Source organism: Sphingomonas sp. GlSt437 (assembly GCF_048015635.2).
Classification (GTDB): domain Bacteria; phylum Pseudomonadota; class Alphaproteobacteria; order Sphingomonadales; family Sphingomonadaceae; genus Sphingomonas.
The window spans coordinates 230,840-245,578 of the sequence record NZ_JBPGYA010000003.1; the positions used below are offsets into that span (position 1 = coordinate 230,840).

A 14,739-nucleotide genomic window follows, 5' to 3' on the forward strand; every position below is an offset into this window, starting at 1 on the left:
AAAACAGGTCCGGGGCACGCAAGCTATCTCGGTCGCTGCATAAACCGTTGATAATCCGCTTCGGCCAGTCGCACATCGGCATGCGTGGTCAGCTCGTCGGTCCAGCTGTCGACCACCTCACCATGCTGATGCAGCCACGCCATTGCCGCGCCATCGGCGGCATCGAGCGTCAAGCGGTAGCGGCGATGACCCTCGGTCAGCCGGGCGGCTACGCTGGTCTGCAGCGCCACGACCCCTTCCCCGCTCAGCGCTGAGACGCACACGACATTGCCGCGTCGCTCTGCCTCGGCCTGCAGCGCCTCGCGCTCGGCTTCCGGCAGCAAGTCGAGCTTGTTCCACGCCTCGAAGCGCGGCGTCGCTTTGGTCACGCCCAGTTCGCCAAGGACAGCCTCGACATCGGCGCGCTGCGCCTCGGTATCCGGGTGGGCGATGTCGCGGACATGGATCAGCAAGTCGGCCGAAGCGACTTCCTCCAGCGTCGCCTTGAACGCCGCGACGAGCTGCGTCGGCAGATCGGACACGAACCCGACCGTGTCGGACAGGATCGCCTTGTCGATACCGGGCAGCGAAATCTGCCTGAGCGTCGGGTCGAGGGTCGCGAACAGCAGGTCCGCTGCCATGACGTCAGCCCCGGTCAAACGGTTGAATAACGTCGACTTTCCGGCGTTGGTATAGCCGACCAGCGCAATAACGGGCCACGGTGCGCGCTGCCGGCGATCGCGATGCAGGCCGCGCGTGCGGCTCACCTGCGCAAGCTCGCGCCGCAACCGCGCCATGCGATCGCGGATCAAGCGGCGGTCAGCCTCGATCTGCGTTTCACCAGGGCCGCCGAGGAAGCCGAAGCCGCCGCGCTGGCGCTCAAGGTGCGTCCAGCTACGCACCAGCCGGCCTGCCTGATAGCCGAGATGCGCAAGTTCGACCTGCAGCCGCCCCTCGGCAGTGGCGGCGCGCTCGCCGAAAATCTCGAGGATCAACCCGGTGCGATCGATCACCTTGGCGCCGAGCGCGGTTTCCAGGTTGCGCTGCTGAATGGGGGTTAGCGCGGCATCGAACACCACCAACCCGGCCTCGCTCATCGCGACATTGGCGGCGAGCGCTTCAACCTGTCCGCTGCCGATCAGCGTGCCGGCGCGCGCCGCACGGACGCGATAGGCAATGCGATCGACGACATCGAGCCCGATCGCGGCGGCCAAGCCGGCGGTCTCATCGAGGCGTGCCTCGACCGATCGCGCCGCGCCGCCTTGATCGGGCAGCACGACGATCGTCCTTGCGCCGCGCGCGAATTCGCCGCGGTCGCGGTCAAAACCGCTCGTGGCGTTGCCGCTCAATCCGCGTCCGATCCGCCGGCTTCCTCGGCCAGATTGAGCGGATGGGCCGGCTGGATGGTCGAGACCGCGTGCTTATAGACAAGCTGTGCCATACCGTCGCGCGTCAGCAACATGCAGAACAAGTCGAACGCCGCGATATTTCCCTGTAACATCACACCGTTGACGAGGAACATTGTCACCGGATCTTCGGATTTGCGCACCGCGCTCAGGAACACTTCCTGGAGCAGCGGAGACTTTTTCTGGCCCTCGCTCATGGCGTCGGTAATCGCGCTGATGTCGAGTGGCCCTGCCGGCATGATCGTCGAGATGGCGTGCTTGTAGATCAGCTGCGACTGGCCATCGCGCCGCAGCAGCACGGAGAAATTATCGAACCACGTCACAATGCCCTGCAGCTTGACGCCCTTGACGAGGAACATCGTGACCGGCGTTTTCGACCGGCGCAGCGCGTTGAGGAAAAGGTCCTGGAGCGAGGCTTGCTTGTCAGCCATGGTTTATCCCGTTGTTCTTGGCGGGTAGTTGCCCGCGATGTGCCGGTTCCCGGCATCGGATTGGCGCGCCATCACGGCTCGTTAGGCACTAATTAGGGATTGAGCCGGCGCGCGTCCATATCGAACGCGAGAGCACGTCTATTCTTCGCCGCGCGTTTCGGTAATGCCGAGCAGCTTGAGCTTACGGTGCAGCGCCGAGCGTTCCATGCCGATAAACGTCGCGGTGCGCGAGATATTGCCCGAAAAACGCCGGATCTGGACGCGGAGATATTCGCGCTCGAATGCTTCGCGCGCTTCGCGCAAGGGCGTCGCCATGATCGTGCCGACCGTGGTGCCCACGCCGAAATCGCCTTGATTGTTGAGCACTTCGCTCGGCAGCAGGTCAAGGTCGATGCGGCCGATCCGCTCGCCGGGCGCGAGGATGACGGTGCGCTCGACGACGTTGCGCAGCTGGCGGACATTGCCCGGCCATTCATAGGATTGCAGGGCGACGAGCGCGTCGGGCGCGATTTCGGGCGTCGGCACGCGGCGCTCGCGGGCATAATGCGCGACGAAATGCTCGACCAGCGCAGGAATGTCCTCGCGCCGCTCGGACAGGCCGGGAATGCGGACCGGAACCACGTTCAGGCGGTAATACAGGTCTTCGCGGAACCGCCCCTCGATAATCTCGCGGCCCAGATCGCGCGCGGTCGCCGAGACGACTCGAACATCGACGCGCACCACCCGCGTGCCACCGACGCGGGAGAAGCTTTGCTCGGTCAGCACGCGCAAGATCTTGCCCTGAGTCGCGATCGGCATGTCGGCGATTTCGTCGAGGAACAGCGTGCCGCCATGTGCTTGTTCGAGCAGACCGTGGCGGATGACATCGCCGCCTTCCTCGACGCCGAACAGCTCTTCCTCCATCCGCTCGGGTTCCATCCGCGCCGCGCTGACGACGACGAAGGGCCCGCTTGCCCGCTGGCTCCAGCCGTGAAGCAACCGCGCGGCGACTTCCTTGCCGACGCCGGCTGATCCGGTAATCATCACCCGGCTGCCGGTGGGGGCGACGCGCTTCAGCGTCGCGCGGACCGCGTTGATCGAGGGCGAATTGCCGGTCAAATCCTGGTCGCGCCCCGCCGAAGCGCGGAGCGAGGCAATTTCCTGGCGCAGCCGCTCGGTCTCGGTCGCGCGCTCGATCAGCAGCAGCAGCCGCTCGGCCTCGAAGGGCTTTTCGATGAAGTCGACCGCGCCGCGCCGGATCGCGGCGACCGCCGTCTCCAGGCTGCCATGGCCTGAGATTACCAGCACGGGGATGGTCGGATCGCGGCGCTTCAGCTCGTCGAGCAAATCGAGCCCGTCGAGCCGCGAACCCTGCAGCCACACATCGAGCAGGACCAGCGAGGGCCGCCGTTGCGCAAAGGCCTCGAGTGCGGCGTCGCTGTCGGCAGCAACGCGCGTCTCATAGCCCTCGTCTTCGAGTACCCCCGACACCAGCTCGCGGATATCGCGCTCGTCATCGACTACCAGAACATCAAGCGCCATTATGTCAGCCGTTTCGTTGGGGGGTAAGCGCCGCCAGCCGGTCGGCGGCGGGGTCGATTTCTTCAGGTGCCGAGCGATCGAGCGCGGCAAGCGTATTGCCGTCGAAACTCAGCGTGACGACCGTTCCCCCTCCCGGCCGGTCGGCAAAGTTGATCGTGCCGAAATGCTCCTCGACGATCTTGGTGACGATCGCGAGGCCCAGGCCCGTGCCGCGGCTGCGCGTCGTCATATAGGGCTCGACGATCCGGTCGCGCTCCAACGGCAAGCCAACACCGTTGTCCGAGACCGTGATCGTGCGCGTCCCGGCTTCGGCATCCTCGTGAATGGCCATCTCGATCTTGCCGCGCTCGCCCTCCCCGCGCGCCTCGATCGCTTCGACCGCGTTCTTGACAATGTTGGTCAGCGCCTGGCCGATCTGGCGGCGATCGCAGACGAGATGCGGGGCCGGATCGTCACTGACCAGGCTGAAATCGATATCGCTATGCGCGACTTCGTGCAGGAACAGTGCCTGGCGCGCGACATCGACCAGCGATTCCTCGCGGAACATCGGCTTGGGCATCCGCGCGAAGGAGGAGAATTCATCGACGATCCGGCGCAGATCGGTCACCTGGCGGACAATCGTGTCGGTGAGCCGGGCGAACGTGCCGTCATCATTCTCAATCTGCTTGGCGTAGCGGCGGCGGAGCCGTTCGGCAGCGAGCTGAATCGGGGTCAGCGGGTTCTTGATCTCGTGCGCGATCCGGCGCGCCACGTCCGACCAGGCAGCGCGGCGCTGGTCGAGCAGCTGCTGGGTGATGTCGTCAAAGGTCAGGATCGGGCCCGCATCGGCGCGCGCGATCTTGACCGCCAATGTGCGCGCTTCACTGCAAACGGCGATCTGGACGATCGCCTCGCGATTGCCGCCGCCGAGCAGTGCGGCGAGCTCGGGTGCGGTCTCGGCGAGTGGTTTGCCGATGGCCCGATTGTCGGTTGCCAGCATCTGCGCGGCGGAATCGTTGATCAGCCGCACCGCGCCGGCATCGTCGACCAGGATCACGCCGGCGGTAACGCCCGACATCACCGCCTCGATCAGCGCGCGGCGGCTGTCGAGCTGGTTGTTGGCGCGCACCAGGGCGCCGGTCTGCTCCTGCAGGCGCACCGTCATCGCGTTGAATGCGGTGGCAAGCGTGCCGACCTCGTCATCGGCAACCGGCGCCGCCACGCGGGCGGACAAATCGCCATCGGCCACCCGGCGCGCGGCGGCGACGAGATCGTTGACCGGGCGCACCAGTCGATCGGCCACCTGCAGCGCGATCCACACCGCAAGCCCGACGATCAGCAGCGAAATGCCGAGGAGTGCAGCGTTGAAGCGCAATTGCAGCGAGCGCGAGCGGCTGACCAGCGCTTGATAATCGGCGACGATGCCCTTGCCGCGCTCAAGCAATGCCATCCGATGACGATCGAAGACATGCCGAACGAACAGGTAATTGTGCTCACCATAAGGCAGCTTGGTCAGGGCGCCGGGCGCTTGCGGGTCGTCGACGAGCACCGTTTCGGCGCCAGCATCCAGCTTGTCGATCAGCTTGGGGGTGACGACCTTGTCGAGATCATATTCATAGGGATTGAGAAGCACGATCGAGTTGATCTGCCGGTCGGGCGTCTCATGAATTATGAAAGCTTCAGATAGTTCGCGCCTGACTGTCTGAAACGCGAGCGCTTGTTTGAAGATCTGGCTATCGATTGGCATCGTCTTCAAATAGAAGGCGATATCCTGGCTCATTGCGGTTGCTTCCAGCCCAACGCGGCCGATTTCCTGCCGGTAATTCTCGCGCGCGATATACGACGCATTATCGACCATGCCGCGCGCCCGATCCGAGAACCAGAATTCGACGCCATACTGGAACAGCACCGATGCGAAGATGACGACGAGTAGCGTCGGTACCGCCGCGACGAACGAAAACAGCGCGACCAGCCGGACGTGCAGCCGCGCCTTGCCGCCGATTGGCGATGCCGCCGCGCGGCGCTGCGCGATACGGCGGCCGATCAGCATTTCCAGGCCGATAATCGGCAGCAGATTGGCGACCAGCAAAGATGCCGCCAGCAGCGGCGTCAGCGTCTGGCGCGGGGCCTGACCGGCGGTGATGATGAAATAGCTGCCGACCGCGATCGAGATCGAGGCACAGAGTACCGCGATTTCGACGATCCGCATCCAGCCCTCGCCATCAAGGCGGGGCGGCGAAGCGCGGCCGGTCGTAACACTCGTCATCGTTGCTCGATTACAACAGAAGCGTTGCTTGGAAAACACAGAGTTTGCGTTCGCCAGCGCCAAATGACCCGATCTAGCGCACGTTGCGTCGGATCAGGCGCCGTCAAGGTCGTCCAGATCGATGCCGAGTTGGGTCAGCCGCTTGCGCAAGGTGTTGCGGTTGATGCCGAGCGCGCGGGCAGCGCGCAGCTGGTTATGGCCATGTCGGGCCAGCATTGCCTCGATCAGCGGCCGCTCGACTTCGCCGATGATGCGATCGTAGAGCGTGCCGTCATCCAGTGCCTGGGGCCATTCGCGCGCGATCTGGTCGAGCCGCGCGCGGATTGCGGCGTCCAATCCGCCCCCACCGCCCAGCGCTTCCGGGCCCGGCGGCATCGACGCCGCCAATCCCAGCGCCGCAGCGACTTCAGCCGCGTCAATCACATCGTCCCGACCCAGCACAACGATGCGGCGGATGATATTCTCCAACTCGCGGACATTGCCCGGCCAGTCATGCGCTTCGAGCGCTTGCAGCGCGGCGTCGCTGATCGTTCGGCGCGGCAAGCCATCGGCAGCGGCACGCTCGACAAAGTGGCGGGCGAGCAGCGCGATATCCTGCCGACGTTCGCGGAGCGGCGGCAACGCGATCGGCACGACGTTGAGGCGGTAGAACAGGTCTTCGCGGAACTGGCCACTTGCCACGAGCGCCGTCAGGTCGCGATTGGTTGCCGCGACGATGCGCACATCCGCGCGGATCGCGCGCGCGCCGCCGACGGTGGTGAATTCCCCCGATTGCAGCACGCGGAGCAGCCGTGTCTGCGCGTCCATCGGCATGTCGCCGATCTCGTCGAGAAACAGCGTCCCGCCCGCTGCCTGCTCAAACCGGCCGGCAACGCGGGCCTGCGCGCCCGTAAACGCACCACGCTCATGCCCGAACAGCTCGGCCTCGATCAACTCGCGCGGGATCGCCGCCATATTGATCGGCACGAAAGGCCGCGTTCGGCGCGGGCCGAGATCGTGGATCGCCTGCGCGACCAGTTCCTTGCCCGTGCCGCTCTCGCCGGAAATCAGCACCGTCAAATCGTTGGCGACCACCCGCGCGATGACGCGATAGACATCCTGCATCGCCATCGATCGACCGATCAGGGGGAGCGCTGCATCTGCCTCGTCGAGCGTGGCATCAGGCTGCCCCTGCCCGCGCGCCAGCGCCGAAGTAACCGCCCGCGCCAGCGCATCAAGATCGAATGGCTTGGGCAGATAATCATAAGCGCCGACTTCGGTCGCGCGCACCGCCGTCGTCAGCGTGTTCTGGGCCGACAGGATGATGACGGGCAGCGCTGGCCGGCTCGCGAGAATATCCGCCACGGCATCCAGGCCATTGCCGTCGGGCAGCACCACGTCGGAGATCAGCAGTTCGGGTGCGTCCGCTGCGATTGCCGCGCGCGCCTCGGCGAGCGTGCCCACGCATCGCACCAAATGCCCGGCGCGCCGCAGGGCCTGGCCCACCACGGTGCGGATTGCGGCATCGTCATCAACGACGAGAATGCTGCCCATCCGCCTCAACTCCGCCCGCGCGGCAAGCGCAGCCGCAGGATCGTGAGCCCCCGCCCCGCATCGCGCTCATATTGGATCAGCCCGCCCATATCGCGCACCAGCTTGTCGGCAAGCGCGAGGCCCAGCCCCTGCCCCTCGGGCTTGGTCGTCACGAACGGGTCGAACAAGTGATCGACCAGCTCAGGCGGTGCACCGGGGCCATTGTCGACAATGCAGATTTCAATGGGCAGCGGGCGCTTGGGCCGATCCGGTCCTGCATCGATCGACATGCCATGGCGATAAGCGGTCGACAGGGTGATGCAGGGATCAGCCATGTTCTGAACAGCTTCCGCCGCATTCTTGATCAGGTTCAGCAATACCTGAAGCATCGCGTCGCCATCGACGAGTACCGCGGGCAAAGACGGATCAAACTCGTCGGTGATCGCGATTGCGCGCGCAAAGCCGGCGCGAGCGACCCGCACCGCATGATCGAGCAAAGGATAGATGTTCTGCGCGGTCGGTTTCAGTGGCCGCGTGTCGGTAAAGTCCTGCATGCGATCGATGAGCGCGGCGATGCGGTCGACTTCGCTGGTGATCAATGAGGTGAGATCGCGCTGCTCGGGCACCCCGTCGCCGATCAGCTGTGCGGCCCCGCGAATACCCGACAGCGGATTTTTGATCTCATGCGCTAGCATCTGCGCCGCGCCGACGGCCGCGCGTGCGCTGGCGCGCTCGCCGCGAGCGGCTGCGCGGCGCGAGGCGCCGGCGCCATTCAGCGTCACTGTCCGCCAGCCGGGATGATCGCGCATCACCGCTTCGGCATAATCGACGCGAACGCTGCCGCCGCGTATCAGGCGGACCACGGCATCGAACGCCGCCACATCACGCCCCTCGCCATCGGCCGCGCGCTCCACCGGCGGCACCAGCACTGACGCCAACGGCTGGCCAAGCATCGCGCGCTCGGAGAGGTTGATCAGTTCCTCAGCGGCAGCGTTGGCATAAGCAATGCGCCCCTGCGCGTCGATCACGAGCACCGCCACCGGCAGCGTGGCGAGCACATCGGCAAATCGGGGCGCCGGCGGGTGACCGAGCGGGGACTCAAGCAGCGGCGCGGACACGCCAGGGCGCATAGAATTCGGCAAGCATGCCCAGCACAACCTTGGGATCGGCTTCCTGGTTCACCCGGTTACGGAACTCGGCCGAGCCGTGCAGCCCGCGCGTGTACCAGCCGATATGCTTACGCGCGAGATTGACCCCGGTCTGGACGCCATAGAGCGACAGCATGGCGTCATAGTGCTCGACGATCAGGTGATATTGCTCGTCAAGGCTGGGGTCGGCGAGGCGACGGCCGCTCGCGAACCACTCCATCACCTGGCCGAGCAGCCACGGCTTGCCATAAGCGCCGCGCCCGATCATCACCCCGTCGGCACCCGATTGCTCCAGCGCGCTTTCGGCCTCTTCGATCGAGCAGATATCGCCGTTGACGATCACGGGCAGCGAAACCGCGTCCTTCACCCGGCGGACGAATGCCCAGTCGGCAGAACCCTTGTACATCTGGCAGCGGGTGCGGCCGTGGACGGTGATCATCTTGACGTCCAGATCCTCGGCGATGCGGGCAAGTTCGGGCGCGTTGAGGCTCGAATGATCCCAGCCCATCCGCATCTTGAGCGTGACCGGCACTTGAACCGCCTTCACCGTCGCTTCGATCAGCCGCGCGGCGAGCGGCAAGTCGCGCATCAGCGCCGAGCCGGCATCGCCATTGACCACTTTCTTGACCGGGCAGCCCATGTTGATGTCGATGATCGCGGCGCCGCGATCCTGGTTGAGCTTAGCGGCCTCGCCCATGTCGCGCGGGTTGCAGCCGGCGAGCTGCATCGAGATCGGCTCTTCGACCGGGTCCCAGGTCGCTTTCTGGATCGACTGGCGCGTTTCGCGGATCATAGCCTGGCTGGCGATCATCTCGCTGACGTTGAGGCCCGATCCATAGCGCCGCACCAGCCGCCGGAACGGCATGTCCGTCACGCCGGTCATCGGCGCGAGCAGCACCGGGCTCTCGATCCGCACCGGGCCGATCTGAATGGGATTAAGCTTGCTCATCTTGATGCCTAAAAAGTGGGCAGCACATAGGCGAGTGGTGGGGTGCTGGCAAGACTGGCGGCTTGCGACCGCTTGGGCTATGCGCCGCCCCGCATGACCGCCACCACCAAGACCATTGCGCTGATCGTTGCCGCCGGCGGCGGCACGCGCGCGGGTACCGAGACGCCCAAGCAATATGTCGGGCTCGCCGGCAAGCCGATGATCGCGCACAGTCATGCCGCGTTCAGCGCGCATCCGGCAATCGATGTGGCGATGGTGGTGATTGGCGAGGGTCAACAGGCAATGCTCGCGGAAGCGCTGGGCAACGTGCCTTATGTGATCGGTGGGGCATCGCGGCGGGAGTCGGTGAAAAACGGGCTCGAAGCGATCGCGGCCGCGGGCGGTGCGCAGCGCGTGCTGATCCATGATGCGGCGCGGCCGTTTCTGAGCGCGGCGGTGATTGATCGGTTGCTTGCGGCGCTAGATGCCGCGCCTGGCGCGATCCCGGCGCTTCCCGTGGCGGATACGCTAGCGCGCGGTGACGGGGCGCTAGGCGATATCGTGCCGCGCGATGGCATGGTGCGGGTGCAGACGCCGCAGGCCTTCCGGTTCGCGGACATCCTTGCTGCGCATCAGGACTGGCCGGCCGGCGAGGAAGCGACCGATGACGCGCAGATGCTCCGGCGAGCTGGACTGGAAGTAGCGTTGGTGGAGGGCGATGTAATGCTCGAAAAAGTAACCTACCCGGCCGATTTCGCGGCGGCCGAAGCGCGCCATGCCGCGCAGATGGTGAGCCGATCGGCGAGCGGCTATGATGTCCATCGGCTGGCCGAGGGCGAGGAATTGTGGCTCGGCGGCTTGCTCATCCCGCACGACAAGGGCCTGGCCGGCCATAGCGATGCCGATGTCGCGCTTCACGCGGTCACCGACGCGGTGCTCGGCACAATCGGCGCCGGCGATATCGGCCAGCATTTCCCGCCGAGTGATCCGCAATGGCGCGGCGCCCGATCGGACCAATTCCTCGCGCATGCGGCGTCGTTGGTCGCGGCCGAAGGCGGGGTGATCGATTTCGTCGACCTCACCATCATCTGCGAGGCGCCCAAGATCGGCCCGCATCGCGAGGCGATCAAGGCGCGGATCGCTGAAATCCTGGCGCTGACGCCGCGCCAGGTCAGCGTGAAGGCGACGACGACCGAGAAGCTGGGCTTTACCGGGCGCGGCGAAGGCATTGCCGCGCAGGCCATCGCGACCGTGCGGGTGCCGGCATGAGCCGCCTCGCCTCCCTCGCCAGCGTGGCGATGCTCCTCGCCGTTTCGTCGGCCAGCGCCCAGCAAGTGACGCTCGCGATCGACTTGCCCTGCGTCAGCCAGGGCGATGCCGAGGCGATCGTGACCGCGGTGCTGCCCGACGTGATCGAGAATGTCGGCCATCTCTGCGCGCCGGCGCTCCCGCCGGGCGCCTTGCTCCGCCAGACCGACGGCCGCTTCATCACCAAATACCGCGCCAAGGCCGAGCTTGCCTGGCCGCACGCACAAACGGTGCTCAAGCGCGCGCTGGGCGATAACGCGGGCGCGGGCATGATCTTCGGTTCGGCCTTCGGGCGGCCGCTGGTCGGCACGGTGCTGGCGCCGGTGCTGACGCGCAACCTCAACGCGAGCGATTGCCCGCGCATCGAGCGCATTGCCGAGCTGATCGAGCCGCTGCCCGCCGCCAATGCCGCGCCGCTGTTTGTCGAGGTGCTGCAATTCGCCGATGCCGTCCGAAAGGATCGCTCGTCCAAGCCGGCCCTTCCCATCTGCCCGACAGGAACGCGATGAGCATTGACAGCATCCTGCCCGCGGAACTGGTGACGCTGGCGCGGCGCGTGGTCGAGGAAAACCGCGCGATCGGCCGCCGGGTGGCGCTTGCCGAAAGCTGCACCGGCGGGCTGGTCGCTGCCGCGATCACGGAGATTCCGGGGTCTTCGGAAGTACTCGATGCGAGCTTCGTTACGTATTCGAACGAGGCCAAGGAAGCGCTGATCAACGTCAGCCGCGATCTGATCGAGACGTTCGGCGCGGTGTCGGTCGCGGTTGCCTGGGCAATGGCGCAGGGCGCGCTGGCGGCGACGGGCGCCGATGTGGCGGTCGCGATCACCGGCATCGCCGGGCCGGGCGGCGGGTCGGAAAAGAAGCCGGTCGGCACCGTCGTGTTCGCGCGCGCCGAAAAGGGCAAGGATGCCGCCGATGTGATCGCCGACAAGCGCGAATTCGGCGATTTGGGGCGCGGCGGCGTGCGCCTTCAGGCAGCGCTGTGCGCGCTCGAGCTGCTGTTACCCGAAGCAGCCGACGCATAGAGCGCGGCAGCGCGAGCTTCGAACGCATCGGTCATCTTGCGGAGCGCGCGGTCAAACACTTGGCCGGCGAGCGCCTCGAACACCCGGTTCTTGAACGCGAAATCGACCGAGAAATCGACGAGGCAGCCGCCTTTGCCATCTGGCCGGAAGCCCCATTCATTGCGCAGATATTTGAGCGGCCCGTCGAGATAGTCGACATGGATGTGGCCGGGGCGCGCTTTCTTGACTTGCGACGTGAACGTCTCGCGTAGCCCCTTGAAGCCGACGATCAGGTCCGCAACCATGTCGCTGGCGCTGTTCGAGCGAATGCGCACGCCGACCACCCAGGGCAGAAATTCGCCATAGCGCGCCACGTCCGCGACCAGGTCGAACATCTGCTCGGGCGAATAAGGTAATGTGCGGGTCTCGGTGTGGCGGGGCATGCTAAATGCCGATCCTGCCGACCGAGATGACTGCCCAGCCTGCCATATTTTGCGTCATGCCAGCGGAAGCTGGCATCGCTTAGCGGCCTACGACCCCAGCTTGCGCTGGCGTGACGTTTTTGTTGAGGGCTGCGGTGTTGAGTTGCGCCTCCCGCGCGGCACGCAGTTTCGCGAAATCATCGCCGGCATGGTAGCTGGAGCGTGTCAGCGGCGAGGCGGCGACGAGCAGGAAGCCCTTGGCGCGCGCGATCGCGGCATAAGCGTTGAACGCTTGCGGCGTTACGAACTCGGCGACCTTGGCATGGCGCGGTGTCGGCTGGAGGTATTGCCCCATCGTCAGGAAGTCTATGTCGGCGCTGCGCATGTCGTCCATCACCTGATGGACCTCCAGCCGCTCCTCACCCAGCCCGAGCATGATGCCCGATTTGGTGAAGATCGACGGATCGTGCCGCTTCACGCTCTCCAGCAGGCGCAGCGAGGCATAGTAACGCGCGCCAGGGCGGATCGTCGGGTAGAGCCGCGGCACGGTTTCGAGGTTATGATTATAAACGTCGGGTCGCGCCGCCACGATCGCTTCCACGGCGCGCTCATGCTTGTTGCGAAAATCGGGGGTCAGGATTTCGATCGTCGTCGCGGGCGTCGTGCGGCGCAGCGCCTCGATCACCTTGACGAACTGGCTCGCGCCGCCATCCGGCAAGTCATCGCGGTCGACCGAGGTGATGACGATATGCTCCAGCCCGAGCTCGGCCGCAGCATCGGCGACATGCTGCGGCTCGCTCGCGTCGACCGCGCGCGGCATGCCGGTCTTGACGTTGCAGAACGCACAGGCGCGCGTGCAGGTATCGCCCAGGATCATCACCGTGGCGTGCTTTTTGGTCCAGCACTCGCCGATATTGGGGCAGGCCGCTTCCTCGCACACCGTCGCCAGGTTGAGCCGGCGCATCAGCGCTTTGGTCTCGGCAAAGCCGGTGCTGGTCGGCGCCTTGACCCTGATCCAATCGGGCTTGCGCGGGCGCGGCGCGGCGATGGACGTCACCTCGTTCATTCGGCGCAGATAGCGATTAATCCGCCCTCTTGCCAGTCCTGCCGCCCGATGCGAAAGGCGGCAGCATGGCAGACTTTGATGCACTGATCGGCGGCTATCGTCGCTTCCGTTCCGAAGACTGGGCGCGCCAGCGCGAGCGTTGGGCGCAATTGAGCCAGGGCCAGAGCCCGCGCGTGATGGTGATCGCCTGTTCGGACAGCCGCGTCGACCCCGCGCAGATTTTCGATACCTCGCCGGGCGAGATTTTCGTCGTGCGCAACGTTGCCAATCTGGTGCCTCCTTATGAGCAGGGCGGCGGCCGCCATGGCGTGTCCGCCGCGCTGGAATTCGCGGTGACGCAGCTCGAGGTCGACGAAGTGGTGGTGATGGGGCACGGCGCGTGCGGCGGCGCCAATGCCGCGCTCACCCATGCGTTCGAGGGCAAGGACCCCGGCGCGGGCGGCTTCATCGCCCACTGGGTCGACATGCTCGACGAAGCGCGCGAGCGGGTGATCGCGGCGCACGGCACCGGCCCCGAGGCGGTTCGCGCGATGGAGCTTGAGACGGTGCGGACCAGCATCCGCAACCTGCGCGGCTTTCCCTTTGTTGCCGAGCGCGAAGAAGCGGGAACGCTCAAGCTGCGCGGCGCCTATTTTGCGATTGCCGACGGGGTGCTCCATCTGATGGACGACGCCGGCGAGTTCAAACCCGCCTGACTGCCACCCAAAATCTGGAGCCCCCCGATGAAAGCCTCGACGTTGCGCAGCCTGCGCAAGCTCCATTTCTATCTCGGCCTGTTCTTCGCGCCGATGTTGCTGCTGTTCGCGGTCAGCGGCGCGCTCCAGGTCTATCGACTGAACGACGCCAAGAACGGCAACGTGCCCCCGGCCTGGATCAGCTGGATCGCCTCGATCCACAAGAACCAGGCGCCGCCGCGCGACAAGCCCGCCAAGCCTTCTGAAGCCGATCATGCCAAGGCAGACCACGAGGCGACGGCGGAGGCCGGGGAGCACAAGGGCAACAAGCCCGCCGCACCGGCCGAGCAGCAAGAATCAGCCAAGGTGCCGCAGCCTTCGATGGGCGTTGCCGGGCTCAAGATATTCGCCGTGCTGCTCGCTATTGCGCTCGCGGTATCGACGCTGCTCGGCATCGTTATTGCGCTACAGACTCCGTCGATGCGGCGGACGGGCGTGATCCTGCTGGTGATCGGCACGGTGCTGCCGATCGTGTTGCTAAAGCTATAGTCGTCGGACGCATAAAACAGGCGGTCTGCTACCGCCCCATTCTCCGCCATTCAGAACTCGATCGTCGCCCTCCGAAAGCCGGCGTGAGTAGCGCTTAGCCTGACCAGCGCACGCGCGGCTCCTTCAACGCGAGCGCAATGGTGTTCGCGTCCCGCTCCTCGATGTTGATGACGTGCTTGGCGGAAAACGGAACCTCGCTGCCAAGCCAGAAGTCGTCGTTCTCGGCGATCGCGTCGGGTTCGTTATCGAGGACGCCAAGATACCCGTCCGCGGTGCGCTCCCGGACAAGGACCCACATGCGCTCGATAGCGACATTCTGGTCGTCGTTATCAACGCTGATTCGGAAGATCAGCTTGACAAGATCACCCGTTTGAAGGCTATCGCGCCTATGGCGCTCAGGTATCCAGAAGGTATCGGGTGCCTCGGCGTGGTAAGCCTCGCCATCCTCGAGGCACCAGCCCTCAATCTCCAAGTCTGGCTCGCGCATTGAATGAGTGTTAGCCCGATGGTGCTGCTCCGCAATGTACTATCTGTGGCCCAAAGC

The 14,739-nt window shown here is 65.6% G+C and carries 15 protein-coding genes; 5 read left to right on the forward strand and 10 right to left on the reverse strand.

Features of this window, described 5'->3' with window-relative positions; genetic code table 11:
- Window positions 1-23: 23 nt before the first annotated feature.
- The 7 genes from hflX to dusB all read right to left on the reverse strand — a co-directional run bounded on the left by hflX (window position 24) and on the right by dusB (window position 9,191).
- Window positions 24-1,328: a GTPase HflX gene (hflX, locus tag ACLB0R_RS15125; protein ID WP_416644178.1), complete on the reverse strand. Its 1,305-nt coding sequence runs from the start codon at window positions 1,326-1,328 to the stop codon at window positions 24-26.
- The gene (gene hfq, locus ACLB0R_RS15130) at window positions 1,325-1,816 is read right to left on the reverse strand and encodes an RNA chaperone Hfq (RefSeq protein WP_416644179.1); all 492 of its coding nucleotides are present in this window, start codon (window positions 1,814-1,816) and stop codon (window positions 1,325-1,327) included. Before hfq ends, hflX begins: the two co-directional genes overlap by 4 nt.
- Before the next feature lie 138 nt (window positions 1,817-1,954).
- The gene (gene ntrX / locus ACLB0R_RS15135) at window positions 1,955-3,337 is read right to left on the reverse strand and encodes a nitrogen assimilation response regulator NtrX (RefSeq protein WP_416644180.1); all 1,383 of its coding nucleotides are present in this window, start codon (window positions 3,335-3,337) and stop codon (window positions 1,955-1,957) included.
- A 4-nt stretch (window positions 3,338-3,341) separates the two neighbouring features.
- Window positions 3,342-5,582, reverse strand: coding sequence for a sensor histidine kinase (locus tag ACLB0R_RS15140; RefSeq protein ID WP_416644181.1), 2,241 nt, complete (start codon window positions 5,580-5,582; stop codon window positions 3,342-3,344).
- 93 nt (window positions 5,583-5,675) lie between these two features.
- Window positions 5,676-7,115: a nitrogen regulation protein NR(I) gene (ntrC, locus tag ACLB0R_RS15145; RefSeq protein ID WP_416644182.1), complete on the reverse strand. Its 1,440-nt coding sequence runs from the start codon at window positions 7,113-7,115 to the stop codon at window positions 5,676-5,678.
- 5 nt (window positions 7,116-7,120) lie between these two features.
- Window positions 7,121-8,212: a two-component system sensor histidine kinase NtrB gene (locus ACLB0R_RS15150; protein ID WP_416644183.1), complete on the reverse strand. Its 1,092-nt coding sequence runs from the start codon at window positions 8,210-8,212 to the stop codon at window positions 7,121-7,123.
- Window positions 8,193-9,191: a tRNA dihydrouridine synthase DusB gene (gene dusB, locus ACLB0R_RS15155; protein WP_416644184.1), complete on the reverse strand. Its 999-nt coding sequence runs from the start codon at window positions 9,189-9,191 to the stop codon at window positions 8,193-8,195. Before dusB ends, ACLB0R_RS15150 begins: the two co-directional genes overlap by 20 nt.
- Before the next feature lie 93 nt (window positions 9,192-9,284).
- On the opposite strand from dusB, the gene ACLB0R_RS15160 reads away from it, so the two are divergent.
- Genes ACLB0R_RS15160 through ACLB0R_RS15170 form a run of 3 tightly spaced genes read left to right on the forward strand, consistent with a single transcriptional unit; the run spans window position 9,285 to window position 11,505 of the window.
- Entirely contained in the window at window positions 9,285-10,439 is a 1,155-nt protein-coding gene (locus ACLB0R_RS15160) for a bifunctional 2-C-methyl-D-erythritol 4-phosphate cytidylyltransferase/2-C-methyl-D-erythritol 2,4-cyclodiphosphate synthase (protein ID WP_416644185.1), read from the forward strand.
- Window positions 10,436-10,987 (forward strand): hypothetical protein, encoded by a 552-nt coding sequence (locus tag ACLB0R_RS15165; RefSeq protein ID WP_416644186.1) that lies wholly within the window; start codon window positions 10,436-10,438, stop codon window positions 10,985-10,987. The genes ACLB0R_RS15160 and ACLB0R_RS15165 overlap by 4 nt, the downstream gene beginning before the upstream one ends.
- Window positions 10,984-11,505, forward strand: a complete 522-nt coding sequence (locus tag ACLB0R_RS15170; protein WP_416644187.1) for a CinA family protein — start codon at window positions 10,984-10,986, stop codon at window positions 11,503-11,505. The genes ACLB0R_RS15165 and ACLB0R_RS15170 overlap by 4 nt, the downstream gene beginning before the upstream one ends.
- On the opposite strand, the gene ACLB0R_RS15175 is transcribed toward ACLB0R_RS15170, so the two are convergent.
- Window positions 11,451-11,927, reverse strand: coding sequence for a type II toxin-antitoxin system RatA family toxin (locus tag ACLB0R_RS15175; RefSeq protein ID WP_416644188.1), 477 nt, complete (start codon window positions 11,925-11,927; stop codon window positions 11,451-11,453). The genes ACLB0R_RS15170 and ACLB0R_RS15175 overlap by 55 nt on opposite strands.
- A 79-nt stretch (window positions 11,928-12,006) precedes the next feature.
- The gene (gene lipA / locus ACLB0R_RS15180) at window positions 12,007-12,972 is read right to left on the reverse strand and encodes a lipoyl synthase (RefSeq protein WP_416644189.1); all 966 of its coding nucleotides are present in this window, start codon (window positions 12,970-12,972) and stop codon (window positions 12,007-12,009) included.
- A 65-nt stretch (window positions 12,973-13,037) separates the two neighbouring features.
- Between lipA and ACLB0R_RS15185 the strand changes: the two genes are divergently transcribed.
- Both ACLB0R_RS15185 and ACLB0R_RS15190 read left to right on the forward strand, forming a co-directional pair.
- The gene (locus tag ACLB0R_RS15185; RefSeq protein ID WP_416644190.1) at window positions 13,038-13,667 is read left to right on the forward strand and encodes a carbonic anhydrase; all 630 of its coding nucleotides are present in this window, start codon (window positions 13,038-13,040) and stop codon (window positions 13,665-13,667) included.
- 27 nt (window positions 13,668-13,694) lie between these two features.
- Complete coding sequence (locus tag ACLB0R_RS15190) at window positions 13,695-14,195, forward strand: PepSY domain-containing protein (RefSeq protein ID WP_416644191.1); 501 nt, start codon at window positions 13,695-13,697, stop codon at window positions 14,193-14,195.
- A 94-nt stretch (window positions 14,196-14,289) separates the two neighbouring features.
- Here ACLB0R_RS15190 and ACLB0R_RS15195 read toward each other — a convergent pair whose 3' ends face one another.
- Window positions 14,290-14,682 carry a hypothetical protein gene (locus ACLB0R_RS15195; RefSeq protein ID WP_416644192.1) on the reverse strand — a complete coding sequence of 131 codons (393 nt, stop codon included), beginning with the start codon at window positions 14,680-14,682 and terminating at the stop codon, window positions 14,290-14,292.
- Window positions 14,683-14,739: the final 57 nt, after the last annotated feature.